At 40.6% G+C, this 13,919-nt stretch carries 16 protein-coding genes; 7 read left to right on the forward strand and 9 right to left on the reverse strand.

Annotation, left to right across the window (positions count from 1 at the left end):
• Positions 1 to 17: 17 nt before the first annotated feature.
• The 4 genes from rplU to AC57BQ_RS08945 form a co-directional block, all read right to left on the reverse strand.
• Positions 18 to 326, reverse strand: coding sequence for a 50S ribosomal protein L21 (rplU, locus tag AC57BQ_RS08930; RefSeq protein ID WP_090467954.1), 309 nt, complete (start codon positions 324 to 326; stop codon positions 18 to 20).
• A gap of 74 nt (positions 327 to 400) precedes the next feature.
• Positions 401 to 904: a hypothetical protein gene (locus tag AC57BQ_RS08935; protein ID WP_496405941.1), complete on the reverse strand. Its 504-nt coding sequence runs from the start codon at positions 902 to 904 to the stop codon at positions 401 to 403.
• A 51-nt stretch (positions 905 to 955) separates the two neighbouring features.
• Entirely contained in the window at positions 956 to 1,165 is a 210-nt protein-coding gene (locus AC57BQ_RS08940; protein ID WP_496409464.1) for a four helix bundle protein, read from the reverse strand.
• A 174-nt stretch (positions 1,166 to 1,339) separates the two neighbouring features.
• Positions 1,340 to 2,713, reverse strand: a complete 1,374-nt coding sequence (locus tag AC57BQ_RS08945; protein ID WP_496405942.1) for a dicarboxylate/amino acid:cation symporter — start codon at positions 2,711 to 2,713, stop codon at positions 1,340 to 1,342.
• A gap of 129 nt (positions 2,714 to 2,842) precedes the next feature.
• Between AC57BQ_RS08945 and AC57BQ_RS08950 the strand changes: the two genes are divergently transcribed.
• The 4 genes from AC57BQ_RS08950 to AC57BQ_RS08965 are packed head-to-tail and all read left to right on the forward strand — an operon-like array spanning position 2,843 to position 5,030.
• Complete coding sequence (locus AC57BQ_RS08950) at positions 2,843 to 3,370, forward strand: hypothetical protein (protein WP_496405943.1); 528 nt, start codon at positions 2,843 to 2,845, stop codon at positions 3,368 to 3,370.
• A 45-nt stretch (positions 3,371 to 3,415) separates the two neighbouring features.
• Positions 3,416 to 3,913, forward strand: coding sequence for an RNA polymerase sigma factor (locus AC57BQ_RS08955; RefSeq protein WP_166086900.1), 498 nt, complete (start codon positions 3,416 to 3,418; stop codon positions 3,911 to 3,913).
• Complete coding sequence (locus AC57BQ_RS08960) at positions 3,900 to 4,490, forward strand: hypothetical protein (protein WP_076373348.1); 591 nt, start codon at positions 3,900 to 3,902, stop codon at positions 4,488 to 4,490. Before AC57BQ_RS08955 ends, AC57BQ_RS08960 begins: the two co-directional genes overlap by 14 nt.
• 15 nt (positions 4,491 to 4,505) lie before the next feature.
• The gene (locus tag AC57BQ_RS08965) at positions 4,506 to 5,030 is read left to right on the forward strand and encodes a GNAT family N-acetyltransferase (protein WP_496405944.1); all 525 of its coding nucleotides are present in this window, start codon (positions 4,506 to 4,508) and stop codon (positions 5,028 to 5,030) included.
• 2 nt (positions 5,031 to 5,032) lie between these two features.
• Here AC57BQ_RS08965 and AC57BQ_RS08970 read toward each other — a convergent pair whose 3' ends face one another.
• From AC57BQ_RS08970 to AC57BQ_RS08980, 3 genes are read right to left on the reverse strand one after another with little or no spacing between them, the layout of a single operon-like run.
• Positions 5,033 to 5,731 carry a LytR/AlgR family response regulator transcription factor gene (locus tag AC57BQ_RS08970; protein WP_496405945.1) on the reverse strand — a complete coding sequence of 233 codons (699 nt, stop codon included), beginning with the start codon at positions 5,729 to 5,731 and terminating at the stop codon, positions 5,033 to 5,035.
• Positions 5,732 to 5,734: 3 nt separating this feature from the next.
• The gene (locus AC57BQ_RS08975) at positions 5,735 to 6,775 is read right to left on the reverse strand and encodes a sensor histidine kinase (RefSeq protein ID WP_496405946.1); all 1,041 of its coding nucleotides are present in this window, start codon (positions 6,773 to 6,775) and stop codon (positions 5,735 to 5,737) included.
• 18 nt (positions 6,776 to 6,793) lie between these two features.
• Positions 6,794 to 8,011 (reverse strand): acyltransferase family protein, encoded by a 1,218-nt coding sequence (locus AC57BQ_RS08980; RefSeq protein WP_496405947.1) that lies wholly within the window; start codon positions 8,009 to 8,011, stop codon positions 6,794 to 6,796.
• A 363-nt stretch (positions 8,012 to 8,374) separates the two neighbouring features.
• Between AC57BQ_RS08980 and AC57BQ_RS08985 the strand changes: the two genes are divergently transcribed.
• The 3 genes from AC57BQ_RS08985 to AC57BQ_RS08995 are packed head-to-tail and all read left to right on the forward strand — an operon-like array spanning position 8,375 to position 11,218.
• Positions 8,375 to 10,654 carry a hypothetical protein gene (locus AC57BQ_RS08985; protein ID WP_496405948.1) on the forward strand — a complete coding sequence of 760 codons (2,280 nt, stop codon included), beginning with the start codon at positions 8,375 to 8,377 and terminating at the stop codon, positions 10,652 to 10,654.
• Positions 10,651 to 10,941: a DUF1360 domain-containing protein gene (locus AC57BQ_RS08990; protein WP_496405949.1), complete on the forward strand. Its 291-nt coding sequence runs from the start codon at positions 10,651 to 10,653 to the stop codon at positions 10,939 to 10,941. Before AC57BQ_RS08985 ends, AC57BQ_RS08990 begins: the two co-directional genes overlap by 4 nt.
• 4 nt (positions 10,942 to 10,945) lie before the next feature.
• Positions 10,946 to 11,218 (forward strand): hypothetical protein, encoded by a 273-nt coding sequence (locus AC57BQ_RS08995; RefSeq protein ID WP_496405950.1) that lies wholly within the window; start codon positions 10,946 to 10,948, stop codon positions 11,216 to 11,218.
• A gap of 109 nt (positions 11,219 to 11,327) precedes the next feature.
• Here AC57BQ_RS08995 and dinB read toward each other — a convergent pair whose 3' ends face one another.
• Together dinB and AC57BQ_RS09005 are read right to left on the reverse strand one after the other, a co-directional pair.
• Positions 11,328 to 12,512: a DNA polymerase IV gene (gene dinB, locus AC57BQ_RS09000; RefSeq protein WP_496405951.1), complete on the reverse strand. Its 1,185-nt coding sequence runs from the start codon at positions 12,510 to 12,512 to the stop codon at positions 11,328 to 11,330.
• Between the two features lie 121 nt (positions 12,513 to 12,633).
• The gene (locus AC57BQ_RS09005) at positions 12,634 to 13,611 is read right to left on the reverse strand and encodes a C1 family peptidase (protein WP_496405952.1); all 978 of its coding nucleotides are present in this window, start codon (positions 13,609 to 13,611) and stop codon (positions 12,634 to 12,636) included.
• Between the last annotated feature and the right edge of the window lie 308 nt (positions 13,612 to 13,919).

The raw sequence follows: 13,919 nt of genomic DNA on the forward strand, positions 1-13,919 counted from the left end.
CCAGGTTTAAACTTTAATTATAATGTAATACCAGTGATCTCGATCTTGGTAAATTGCTGACGGTGACCGTTTTTCTTTTTGTAACCTTTTCTTCTTTTCTTTTTGAAGATAATTACTTTATCACCTTTTAAATGAGACACGATCTTAGCTGATACTTTAGCACCTTTCAAATCAGAACCTAATTTGAATTTACCTTCGTTTTCTGCTAACAATACACTGTCAAATTCAATACTAGCGCCCTCATCGCCTTGTAGTCTGTGTACAAAGATCTGCTGGTCTTTTGCAACTTTGAATTGCTGTCCGGCTATACTTACTATTGCGTACATGTTTGTTAATTATTGTTTTAAAATTCGAGGTGCAAATATAGGGATTGATTATTAAATAAACAACACCATCTATTTTATTTTTTAAGTCTTTCCTCTGCGGTATATAAACTTTGCTGAATTTCTTTGATCAATGTTTTATTGGCATCAATCAATCTGATGTCGCCTACGAAGCCACTATCGTACACTACGCGCTTGCTTTTTTTCTTGTATTTAAATTCAATAATATAGCGTATCGATCTGTTTTTACCCTTAGTGCTATCTGCCAGTTCTTTTACTGGAAAATCCCAGAAACCTAGGTCGGCAGCCTTATGGTGCAAATAAAGCAGGTCATCGCTGGTTAAACGCAGGTGCATTTTCACTAAGGAGTCTTGTTTGTTTACATATTGATAATCGCCTGTTTTGGAATCATATTTATTGATCAGGCTATCTACAGGTCCAAATTGTATGGTCATGGAATCAAAATCAGAGAAACGATATGGCGCGTTTTTGATCATCATGCCATAATAATAAAAGCAGTATGCCAAAAATGGCACTATAATAGTAAGCGCGAAAAATATTTTTTTTGAACGATCAGACATTTTTAATTATTGAATTACTGAATTATTGAGTTATTGAATTATTTGGAATCTTTATTTTGATACTGTTTTTCTTGATGCGGATGCAATTTTAAGAATTTGATTTGCTTCTATTAATACTTCCATCCAAAAAACTGACTCATCTGCTTCTTCAACCACGATGGAAAGCTTTGAATGAAATTCAGCTTGTGACCTGGCTCTACATGCAGCCCGATAATTAGCGCCAACGGAGGACGAAGATCGTAATAATTGTCGTCCGATGATCTTAGCTTCTTCAGTTTTAGGTAATGTTTTAAAAAATTAATATTGTCTACCACGAATTTTCTGGTGCGACTCTTAAATACCTCCGCAAATTCAATCCTTTCGTTATTTGCCATGCGATACTTTTTAAAAATCAATAATTCGATAATTCAGTAATTCAATAATTCAATAATTAACTTAATTATCCAGTTCCCCTTCCCATTTACTTACTACGGCGGCAGCCATGGCATTACCTAACACGTTAGTTGCCGACCGGCCCATGTCTAACAGCGGGTCTATACCAATTAGTAAAAACAAACCAGCCTCAGGGATATTGAACATGGATAACGTTGCAGCAATAACCACCAATGATGCTCTTGGAACTCCCGCCACACCCTTGCTGGTCAACATAAGCACCAGCAGCATGGATAATTGATGACCGAAAGATAAATGAATATCGTATGATTGTGCCAGGAATAAGGAGGCGAAAGTCATGTACATCATGGAGCCATCCAGGTTAAATGAGTAGCCCAGCGGCAGCACAAAACTTACAATTTTGTTGCTGCAGCCAAAATTTTCCAGCTCAAGTAATACTTTAGGATAAGCAGCTTCACTTGTTGAAGTACTGAAAGCTATCAGCATAGCGTCCTTTATACGGCCAATTAATTTAAACACCGGTTTCTTCAATACGATGAAGCCAACCATAATAATGATCAGCCAAAGCATCACCAATGAAAAATAAAACTCACTTATAAAAATACCATAGGTAGATAATACACCTAAACCCTGCTTAGCAATAACAGCGGTAATAGCTCCAAAAACAGCCAACGGGGCCACTTTCATCACATAGCCTGTAATTTTTAATATTACATGGGCAATAGCATCCATGGCTTTAATCACGATTTTTCCCTGCTCGCCTATAGCAGCTGTAGCCACACCAAAAAACATGGCGAACACTACGATCTGTAAGATCTCATTATTGGCCATAGCCTCAAAAATGCTTCTGGGGAAAACGTGGCCTACAAAGTCAATAAACGACAAAGCCGTTTTCTTGATACCTGTGCTTAAATGACTATCGGGCAATGGCAGGTGCATGGCTTTGCCAGGTTGAAACAGGTTAACCAATAACATACCTAATAATAAAGACACTAATGTGGCGCTCACAAACCATAACATGGTTTTGCCCCCAATGCGTCCCACCGCTTTGATATCACCTACTTTGGCCACTCCTACAACCAGTGTGGTAAAAACCAGGGGAGCCACGATCATCTTGATGAGCCTTAAAAATATTTCACTTAAAATGGAAAAGCCTTCCAGTTTATCCTCGCGGATAGAATTGTTATCTTTACTGATCTTTAATTGTTGTACTTTTTGTGCCTGTAGAGCGATGTGCTCGGCAGCAGTCGTGTCGTTTAATAAAACCAATTTGGTGTTGATGGTTTTAATATTAGCATCAGCCGTATTAATTTTTACGTTGATGGCATTAATTACGCTTACATTATAAATGTAGCCGGTTATTACACCTAATACAAGGGCGATAAAGATGTAGAGTGTCAGGTTATTTTTTGGCATAAAACTTATTGCAGGGCGCTAAACTACAAAAATTAATAATTTTAATGGTATCACCTATCAAGATACAACACTTATATAAATCTTGACACTTGACACTAACTACTTGATACTAAATTGATACAAATTACTATGAGTATTACCACTTACGGTTTACAGCATATAAAAAAAGAAACTCAACACCTGTCGCAGGAGCAGTTATCGGAGTTATTGCTCCGCCTGGCACGTTATAAAAAGGAGAATAAAGAGTTACTGGCCTATTTACTATTTGAAGCCCATGACGAAGCTGCTTTTATTGAAAAAGTAAAGGGCGAAGCGGGTTTTATGTTCAGCCAGTTATCGGCCCTGAGCTACCATGCAGCAAAAGGCATGCGTAAAATTTTAAGGTTATTGAGCAAGTACACTAAATTTGCAGGCTCCAAAGAAGTGGAGATTGAATTACTATTGAATTTTTGTGTTAACTACCTGGAATATGCCGACAGGCGCACCACATATAAACCTATCAGACTAATATTAACGCGGCAGGTAGAAAAGATAAGGGGCCTGATAGGAAAACTGCATGAAGACCTGCAATTTGACTACCTGGAGAGTTATAATACCTTACTTGATGATGCCGAAAAAAAGCTGGTTTGGTTTAAAAAGAATGATTATGAGTTGTAACATATAGCCTTTACATTAATCTAACAATAAAAAATCTATTAACGCGTGGCCAACAAAGAAGCAGCATTCAAGCAAATATATGAAGCTAATTCTAAAAAGATATTCCATTTATGCTATGGTTATACCGGCGATGATGATGCTGCGAACGACCTGCTACAGGAAACTTTTTTAAAAGTTTGGCAAAATTTAGAGAAGTTTCGCAACCAGGCCATGATATCAACCTGGATATACCGCATTGCAGTAAATACTTGTTTAACCTACTTACGATCAGAAAAACGACAGGCTAAAGATGAGCTAACCCCTCAGATAGCCGAAACCAAAAGAGAAGAACTATCGGATAAAAACGAGCAGGTGGCTTTGCTGTACAAGTGTATCTCCAAGCTGGAAGAATCAGAAAGAATTATAATAACCATGGTGCTTGACGAAGTACCATACCCCGAAATAGCAGATATTTCGGGCATATCAGAAGGAAACCTGAGGGTGAAGATTTATCGTATAAAACAAAAATTAACAGAATTATTTAACCAGTATGAAAGACTTTGATCATTTGATGTCGGTTTGGCAGGGACAGCCAAAACCAGATCAGCTTTCAGTGGATGATGTGCTGAAACAGGTAAAGAAGGGGATCCGAAGCATAACTACCAAGTTATACTGGACAATTGTGGCCATGGTGGCCATAGCAGCGTTTGCATTTATTGTTACTTTTTTCCTGGCCTTTAAATCATGGATTACCACCGTTGGTATTTTAATAGTGCTGGTCACTATGCTCATGTACCTGTCGTTGGTAGTAAGGCACTACCATATTTTGAGTAAGCGCGATGCAACTCAAAATCCCTCGGAGTACCTTGACAGCCTGAAGGCCTACCAAAAAACAAGAACAAAAATTATCGGCTGGTTCTACTACATTTACATACTGCTTATCAGCGCCGGCCTGGCACTTTACTTTGCCGAAGTATTATCAACCTCCTCCCTCCTTTTTAAATTGATCACTTACGGTTCAATAATTATCTGGTTTTTATTCACCACCTTTTATTTAAAACCGCGTATGTTTAAAAATGAGGAAGAGAAACTTAACCTGATGATTGATCGCCTGGTACGTTTGAAGGAACAATTTGATTAAGCTGTTATTAATTTGATGTCAGACCAAAATATCATTATACAAAAAGCCACCATAGCAGATGCCGATACTTTGTTAGCCTTCGGCAGGAAAACTTTTTTTGATTTCTTTGCGCATTTGAACACGCCTGAAAACATGGAGGCTTATGCCTCGAATGCTTTTACCCTACCGCGTATACAGGCCGAACTGCGCACCCCCGGTTCTCACTTTTATTTTGCCATGCTTAATGATCAAATTACCGGGTATATCAAAATAAACCTTGATGCCGCGCAAACCGAGCTACAGGACGGCAATGCCCTTGAAGTAGAGCGCATTTATGTTTCGGCCGAATACCACGGTAAAAAGATCGGTCACGAATTATTAGACTTTGCTTTTCAAATGGCAAAGGATAAAGGCCTGCAATATGTTTGGCTGGGCGTTTGGGAGCATAATCAAAAAGCTTTAAGTTTTTATGAAAAACATGGCTTTAAAGTATTTGGCAGTCACCCCTTTATGTTAGGCAGTGATAAGCAAACCGACCTGTTAATGAAGAAGGAGCTATAACCTCATCTTTGATTAACCAACGAGAATACCACCTGCTCCCTTAACTGCCTGCTGATAGGTACTTGGTGGTGATTGATATGAAGCATATTACCCTCGATAGCCGTAATTTTTTGAGTAGCCACGATAAAGGATTTGTGGGTTTGTAAAAAGCCCTGTTGAGGTAGTTTCTCCATCAAGGCTTTTAATGTACTGTGAGTAATAATCCTTCGGCCGGAAAAATGTATTTCTACATAGTTCTCCATCCCTTTAATGTATAACACATCATTAAATACTACTTTTTCCAGTTTACCTTCGCTTTTTACAAATAGATAATCAGCCGCTTTTATATTATTGTTACGTAATTCAAAATAATCCTTAGCCTTAAAAGCGGCTTTCATAAACCGTTCAAATGGTATTGGCTTGAGCAAATAGTCCAGCACATCCAGATCAAAACCATCTGTAGCATACTCTTTAAAAGCTGTAGTGAAGATCACCTTTGGAGGATCGGGTAACGATTTGATAAAATCAACCCCGGTTAGGTGCGGCATCTGTATATCCAAAAATAAAAGATCCACCGATTGCTGGGCCAATATTGCCCCCAGCTCCATGGCATCCTCACATTGGGCTTTAAGGTCAAAAAAGCCTGTTTTTTTCACATAACCCTCCAGTCCTTTCCGGGCAAAGGGCTCATCATCGGTAATAATACAACTGATCTGGCTCATGTTCTAAAATTCTAACTCTAATTGTGCAATATAGCTATCTGCTCCCCCGCCGGCTATCAGGCGGTGTTTATCAGGATAAAGCAACTCTAAACGTCTTTTTAAATTTTCGTGCCCAATACCACTGTAGTTATCCGTTATCTTCATTATCGTCGGTACATCATTATATACTTTAAACAACAGACCTTTTTCATTAATACAGGCCGAGATATCAATTTTATAATCGCCGCCTACATACTTAAAAGCATTCTCAACCAAGGGAAGCAAAAGTAAAGGGTACACCTGCTGATCGGCAAGGCCCTCATCAAAAGCCACTGTCAAACGCATTTTTTGACTGGCTCTTATCTTTTGAAGCTGAATATAGTCTTGCAGGTATTCCAGCTCTTGCTTTATGGCAACCTGTTGTTGCTGGTCATAAAGCTGATACCGCAGTAGACTCGAAAGCAGCTCCGTACTCTTTTTAGCACCGTCCACATCCTCATCCATTTGAAAATAAATAGTATTCAGAGCGTTAAACAAAAAATGCGGATGGTACTGCGCCTTCAAAAACTTTAGCTCAGTTTCCAGGTGATCATTGGTTAGTTTTTCCAATTGCATTTTATTATTTACATAGGCCTTTAGCCAGGTTCTGCTGCGTGCAATGCCATAATAAACAATAGCGTACAAGGTGGGTATCATATTGATATCAGCTACATCCGCCCAGGGAATTAGCTCTATGCCCTGCTTTATGTGCAGGATTATAACCATTGGAACAAATACAACGTTTACCAATACCAGGTCTGCACATACTAATATGATGAGTTCCCGTACTACGCCCCGATAGGATAACTGCATTGGCCAGCGCCTGTCATAGTATCTGAAAAGCCATTCAAAAAGATTGATAGCCGAATAGCCTACCAATATCGAACAGACCATTTCAATGCCATTGATATAAAAATCCCTTTCCCAAAAACGCTGGCCAATATCGGTATCATGCAATAGCCTGACCGTAAAGTATACTAACAGACCATACAAAGCGGGGAAAATATATCTCCGGAAAAATTTCATATGGTTAAGTTATAAATTTCAGGCAGAAAGTGTTACAACAGGTCTTATTTCTTCCGTAGGCACTTCTGCTACCGGCTTTGGTTTATCCTTAGGTTTCATGCCAAACAAGAACCGGGTTAAAGCATAAGGACGTATCAGTAAATGATAGGTTAACACGGTTACAAAAAAGGTGATCCCAACGGTATAAATATATTTGGACAGGATACTTTCATTAGGCGTTTGTACTATATAATACACCACCAGCACGATCACCGTTTGGTGCAGTATATAAAATGGGTACACCGCTTGGTTCAGATAGTTTAACACCTTATGGCTGCGGTTAAAGTAATGTTTACCATAACCTACCAGGGCTAAAACCCATCCCCACGCTATGATAGGCCTCAACGCTGTAAAAGCATATGAAAATAGTATATGATGGAAGGGCCAATTTTCATGCTGCGGCTCTATTTTATTCCACCTCATAACTTCCCACATCATCAGGCTTAAAAAACCTATAGTTAAGGCAAACCGGCGGTTACGTTCAAGGCTATCCATCAATTTAGGCTGCGTAATACATATAAAACCCACTAAAACAAAAAACAGCCAGTAAACAAAGTAGCAACCATCGTGGATTAGGTCATTTGTTTCGGGCAATTGCCAGCTGGTAAAAGTAAACCAAATGATGCCAGGCAGCATTAACAGGTACACCCATTTTCCCTGAGCTAACGCAGCAAGTTTTTGTTTAAACACATTGCTTTTTGGCGATATCATCCAGGCAAACATGGGTGCAAATATCAGATCGTAAATAAACAGGTAGGCAATAAACCACAAGTGGTGCCAACTGAAACTACCGCCCTTTGGATATGGTACAAAATTAAACACACTCGGATACCAATCCCAAAAACTGCCTTTATAGCCATGTGCCAACCGTTCCATATAGATCTGCGGCGGAACGATAATGAACATGCCTACCAAAAGCGGGATAAACAAGCGGCGGAAACGCAAACCAATAAAACTTAAAGTTGATCGGCGTTGCATCATATAATAACTCACCGTGCCTGATATAAAAAAGAGCAGCGGCATCCGGAAAAGGTGTAAAAAATGGTTCGACTCCATCAGGAGGTTGCTGGTTTGGGCGTTTTTGATATGCCAGTCATCTTCGGCAACAAAAGGCATAGCTGAGTGAAAAAATAATACGCCTACAATTGACAGTATCCTTAACCAGTCCAGGTAGCTTTGACGTTGTGTGGTTTCCATTATAATTCTTTTTTATTCAAAAGAAGCCACCTCCTTCCATGTAATAAAATCAGTTTGACCAATGGTATTTGCCCTTTGACCAATGGTAAAAAAGACGAGAACACCTCACTTCTTTGACGTTGATACCGTACGTATTTCGGGTAAAACTACTTGCCATATCGCGTATAAATACTAACCTGATTCTTGTAGCGTGCACCTAATTTTACATCAGCCTAAGTGTATTAACATTTTATGAATAATAACACAACCGTGAGCGAATGCCGGCCCTAACAGCATCCCTGTCGCTTCAGTACCAATTAGTAATAAGCAGTGGAGTAAGCCGAAAATCCGAACCAAGAGTAAGCTCAATTAAAACCAATAGCTATGATAATTGCAATGCAAGGTAACTGGACAGTTACCGTAAAATCAAAGGGGGCCGCTTTTCCACAGCGTTTTGTGGTTCAGGGGGCTACATCAGCCAATGGCACTCATCCGGGCACACCTGGTACTTCTGTTTTTGTAACCGGGGCTCAATGGTCTATTACCATTCAAAACGATCCGGGCACGGGGTTCCAGGCATCAGAAACCAAGCTCACCTTTCCGCACCAGGTAGGAAGTAATTATGTTTTTGATATCCAATCAAACGATGCGGGCAATGACACCGATTTTGACGACCTGGTGCTCACCTGTTCTGCCCCCGTAAACATTAACGATTTTATTGTTTACGGTAATGTAACACTTTACAGCGGCTCGTGTATCTTTAACCCTTGCCGAAGGTTCCCATATGTGATCGATACCTATCCGGGACTGTTACAGGCATTAAAAAACCCGCTGCTCAAGGATTATATCAACAAGTATTATCCTGAGCGCATACCCGGCCCGGTTAACCCACCCGATCCGGCGCCTTATTTTAAACCGATAGTTTTTGACCTCACCAACGAAGCCACACAAGCTAATACTGCGTTACAGTATACCCGCAGTGCGCCTGTGGAAACAAAAAGGAATCTGAAAGCTGCAGACGAAACAGTTTCTGCATTTGCGGCCAGTAATTTTCAATTGGTATCCTCCACTCCTGCTGTAGCGTCAAAACAAATATTGGCCCAATCGGCAGAAAATATTTCACTGGCTAAAAATATCGGTGGTTTGTACAGGTATTGCTTAAGCGGACCTGGTTCCAATTTAACCCTCACCTTTGAGGAGTACGACCGTACCGGTTCCGAATTGCTCGGCGGTGCCTACACCGGTACCGGCGACAGGCGTTTACTTGGTGATACCATTACCGACATGAACGGAAATTATATTTTCCGCTTTAGTTTTGATATGACCTTCCCGGGTTTGGAAGATGCATCGGACGTTGGCCCGGGCGAAGATATCAACACCGTGTTATATCCGGATGTTATCGTAAAAATAACAGGGTATTCACCTTATCAGGTATTATTTGAAAGCGCACCTTATTATAACATTCAAAACCTGAGAAGAATTGACCTGTGTTTACCAGAATCTACCGTACATGTTTCATCAGCTTGTTTTAATGGCAACCTCATCGGCAGCCTGGGCAATGTTTTTCTTGGTGGTAACCAGAACACTTTAGCATCCACATCAGCTACCTCATTGCGTCGTTACGGCGATTCAAATTACCTGGAATCAAACGGCGTAATATCGGTTAACAGTTCACTTGCCGGCTTTCATGTAGAATGCGCCGCCTGGAACGGAACTATAGATATGCGGGGTTGTATGTATGATGCTTCCAAAACCGCTGTCAATAACAAGATCAGATGGTACACTATCCGTGTTAATCGTGCCGGAACATCAGGCTGGACTTATGTAAGTCAGAATTATAAGCACCCTAAATTCTCCAAACGCAACCTGCCTAATTATATCGGCGACGATGTAGGTCCGTTTTATCCGGCTGTGGGTGGTACTTTAAATGGCGTGGTTCCGGCTTATATGAACATCCAGCGCCAAATATTTGTAGACGGTGTTGATTGGGAGTTTTCTAACTTCGATCGTTATATGCAGTTGAACACCGCGCTTTATGATGTAATAGCGGGTATAACCACCCCAGGTACATTTTATGTACGGGTAGATGGCTATGATGCCGCCGGTGCTCACGTAAGCAACGCTACCGACCTTATCGCGCTGTATATCCATAACCGTGGACTTCAGTTCCAGATGACAGGTGCTATACTGAACGACCCTGCCATTGTAAGCGGTGGTTGTGGATTGTATCGCCTCACCGATGCACAGCTGAAAACGCCTATGGTATTTTCATTTGAAGCCAATGACCCTTATGGTTTTGTGGATACTTACAGCTTAGGCATGACAAGATGCCCGGGAACAGCTCTTGATCTGAATGCCAACATTGAGGGCGATTTTACCATTTCCGGATCGCACACGTTTCCTGGAGGATCAAATCCGTCAAATGTTCATGACGCCTGCCCTGGTTACAAAGGCACGCAGGACGATTACAGCAATCCTGGCCTCGTAAGCGCACAGGTACAACCACGACCTGTTGGTGATGGCTGGATCAAAACGGGCGAATACTTTACCATTTATTCCTTTGGTTTAACCGCCAGTCAACGGGTTACCAATGGATATAATACCGGTAATTCAGGCCCGTACAATGCCTATTCACAAATTATGATGGAGCGTCTTAATCCATGACAGATGTTAACATCACCGGTTTTATAATTTGCACGCTGGCCATTTGGCGCATCTCGCATTTATTTTCACAGGAAGATGGGCCATTTGATATCGTGATCAAATTCAGAAAGCTTTTCGGGCAGGGTTTCTTCGGAGACCTGCTCGACTGCTTTTATTGCCTCAGTATGTGGGTGGCCATACCTTTTGCCATTTTGCTTTGCAGTCAATGGGTACAGGGTATCATCACCTGGCTGGCACTCTCGGGAGCGGCCTGCCTCCTATTTAAATTAACCGACAAAAAAGAATAATGATATGAATTGCTGCGGAAAAAAAAGACAAGCCTGGCTGGCGGAAGAAAAAAACGTCAAAAGCCAACCAACTGTGGAAGTGCATGCACAAAAAGCACCTACAGACCAGCCCACCCGCTGGTTCGAATACAGGGGTAATAATCAATTGACCATAAAAGGTATTGGCACCGGGACACCATACCACTTCAAATTTAAAGGCGACAAACTACCTGTTGACTACCGCGATTCCTTCGCTTTTATGGCCGAAAGGGAATTGAAGTTAACAAACGGGTTTTAAGGATTTGGAGAACAAAGATCTTTAGAATAATGATAATGTGCGAAGTAGACTTGTGTAATGGGTAATTTTCTTCAAAAAAATCCTTGCTCCTTATTCCCAAAATCCTTGCTCAATCCCTCATAAACGGGTTAAAATTACGTGTGCCTATTTCCATACCGGCGGCGCGGCAAACTGTTTTATCGCCAAATTTAAAATTGATCTTATCCATAGCCTGATAAAGCCTGATCTGCTCTTCATTATCCTCAAATAAGTTGATCTGGTAACTGCCAGTACAAAGGTCACTCAGCCTTACGCCTATCAACCTGATGGGCCGGTACTGGTTCCAGGCTTTTTTAAGCAGGTTTTTAACCCCGGGGATCAGGATATGCTCGGCAGCAGTAAGCGGTATTTTTTGCTGCTGGGTATGGGTTTCAAAATTAGCATAACGGATCTTAATGGCCATACAGGAGGATAGTTTATTTTCCCGGCGTAGTTTGCCCGATAGTTCTTCGGTCATGGATACCAGGATAGTTTCCAGTGTACGCTGGTCGTTCACATTGCTGAAAAAAGTATGCTCGGTAGATATCGATTTACGGTCGCTGTGCGGCACGATCTCACTGTGGTCGATACCATGGGCCTTTTCCCATAAATATTTACCAGCCTTGCCAAAAACGGCCTCCAGGAAACGAATATTGGTTCGCTGCAGGTCGCCGATCTTTTCAATACCATACTGATACATTTTCTGACAGGTACTTTCGCCCAGGCCCGGTATTTTACTAATAGGCAATGGCGCTAAAAAAGCCATTTCCTCGCCATGTTTAATGTATAGCTGCCCGTTGGGTTTGGCCTGGTTGGTGGCCATTTTAGCTACGGTTTTGCCTGATGCCATACCAAAGGAAATAGGCAGGCCTGTTTCGCGGATCACTTTCTGACGCAGATTACTGGCTATCTGATAACAATCATGAAAGCGTTCCATACCCGTCAAATCGATATAAAACTCATCTACAGATGTTTTTTGATAAAGTGGCACCGAATCATGGATAATCTGGGTAACCTCGCGTGAGGCCTCGGAATAGCGACCATGGCTGCCATGAAGCACAATAGCATGCGGGCAAAGCTTTACCGCCTGCCGGGTGGGCATAGCCGAGTGTACGCCATACGCACGCGCCTCATAGCTGCAGGAAGATACCACTCCCCTGTCAACCGAGCCGCCAATGATCACCGCCTTGCCTATCAGACTGGGGTCAAACTTGCGCTCAACCGATACAAAGAAGGAATCAAGGTCGATATGTACAATATGCCGCTTAACATCCATGTGCAAAAATACTAATATTTTTAGTAATTTATAAAATTAAAAAAGGTGGTTCTGTATAAGAACCACCTTTTGGATTAACTACCAAACGAAAGTGTCGATACTAATAATATTTCACTAAAGATTAAAGAGACAGATAATAAAGATCTCCGCTCGTTACAATATTAGTGTTGCTGAATACGGTATATGGCATATAGAAAAAGCCCTTATTTCCCCAGCTGCTACCCCATGAATTTTGAACAAGGAATGCTTTTTTTGTATCATCATATCCAATAATCGGAACAGCATGACCTCCCATTACTTTAGCTCCGCTAACAATAGCACCGCCGCTGGTTAAAGGGTTATACGTATAACTTGAGGTATTTAGCGCCTCAAAATAAGGATAACCTGCCGATGCATTATCATACACGGTAAAACCCATCATTACAGGTATGTTGGCCCTTAAACAAGTTTTAACAGCGGCTGTATCACCCGGATTAATATAGGTGTAATTACTTATTTTATAATTCAGCGCGGTTGAAATTGCTGTTGAAGTTGGCTTGGTTTTGTAAGCTGCTGTTGTTGTTGCAGCCGGGTTTGGGTAAAGCATTAAAGCCTCGGTTGTTATTCCGTACTTTGTTAGCGCCTGGCCAATATTAACCATGTTAGCTCCGGGATCGGCATTTATTCTATAGCCTTCAATATTTACCCTTTCTTCATAATACAGAAAAGCAGGGCTCAGCAATGTAGGAAATGATCCATATTTATACTTATACGCAATTTCATAAGCTTCGGTCCCGCAAAAACCAGTACATGAACCTATTTGCCCCTGATCTCTGATGTCGGGGGTTGTTAAGGTAACTACTGGCGGTGCCGGGGTAGATAAAGCATTCAAATTAAATTTTGATCTGAATGCTTCCATCGAAAATTTAGGCACACTTTCATATTCTGCTTTTGATGTAGGCAATAACCCATATACATGTGAGCCTGGTTGTGTTGATGCATTTACATCCGGTTCCTGCGATTTTACCGGATTAATTTTTTCGGATTTAGAACATCCGTAAAGCATAAACATGGCTAGTAGGCCAATTAGAAGTGATTTTTCATTAAGGTTTGTTTTCATTTGTTTGGTTTTATTTTTCGTTAGTAGTTAATTTTAATTTACTGTCAAATTGACATGTAAAAATATATTGTGAACAATATATTAAAAAAATATCTTAAATAATAGCCCCATTAAAAAAATGTTTAGTATTTATATAATAATAAATTAAAATATACTTTAAGAAATATTTATTTAATTAATGGTTAACAATAAGGCTATTTATAATTTATATCGACTTATATCTTAATTAATAGGTATAGAATTGGCATATTTTATCTTACTTATGGATAAGCTCTATTTTATTACGCTTACCATTATCCATCACATTT

The organism is Mucilaginibacter sp. BGA-UO-ETr-C110 (genome assembly GCF_059567985.1).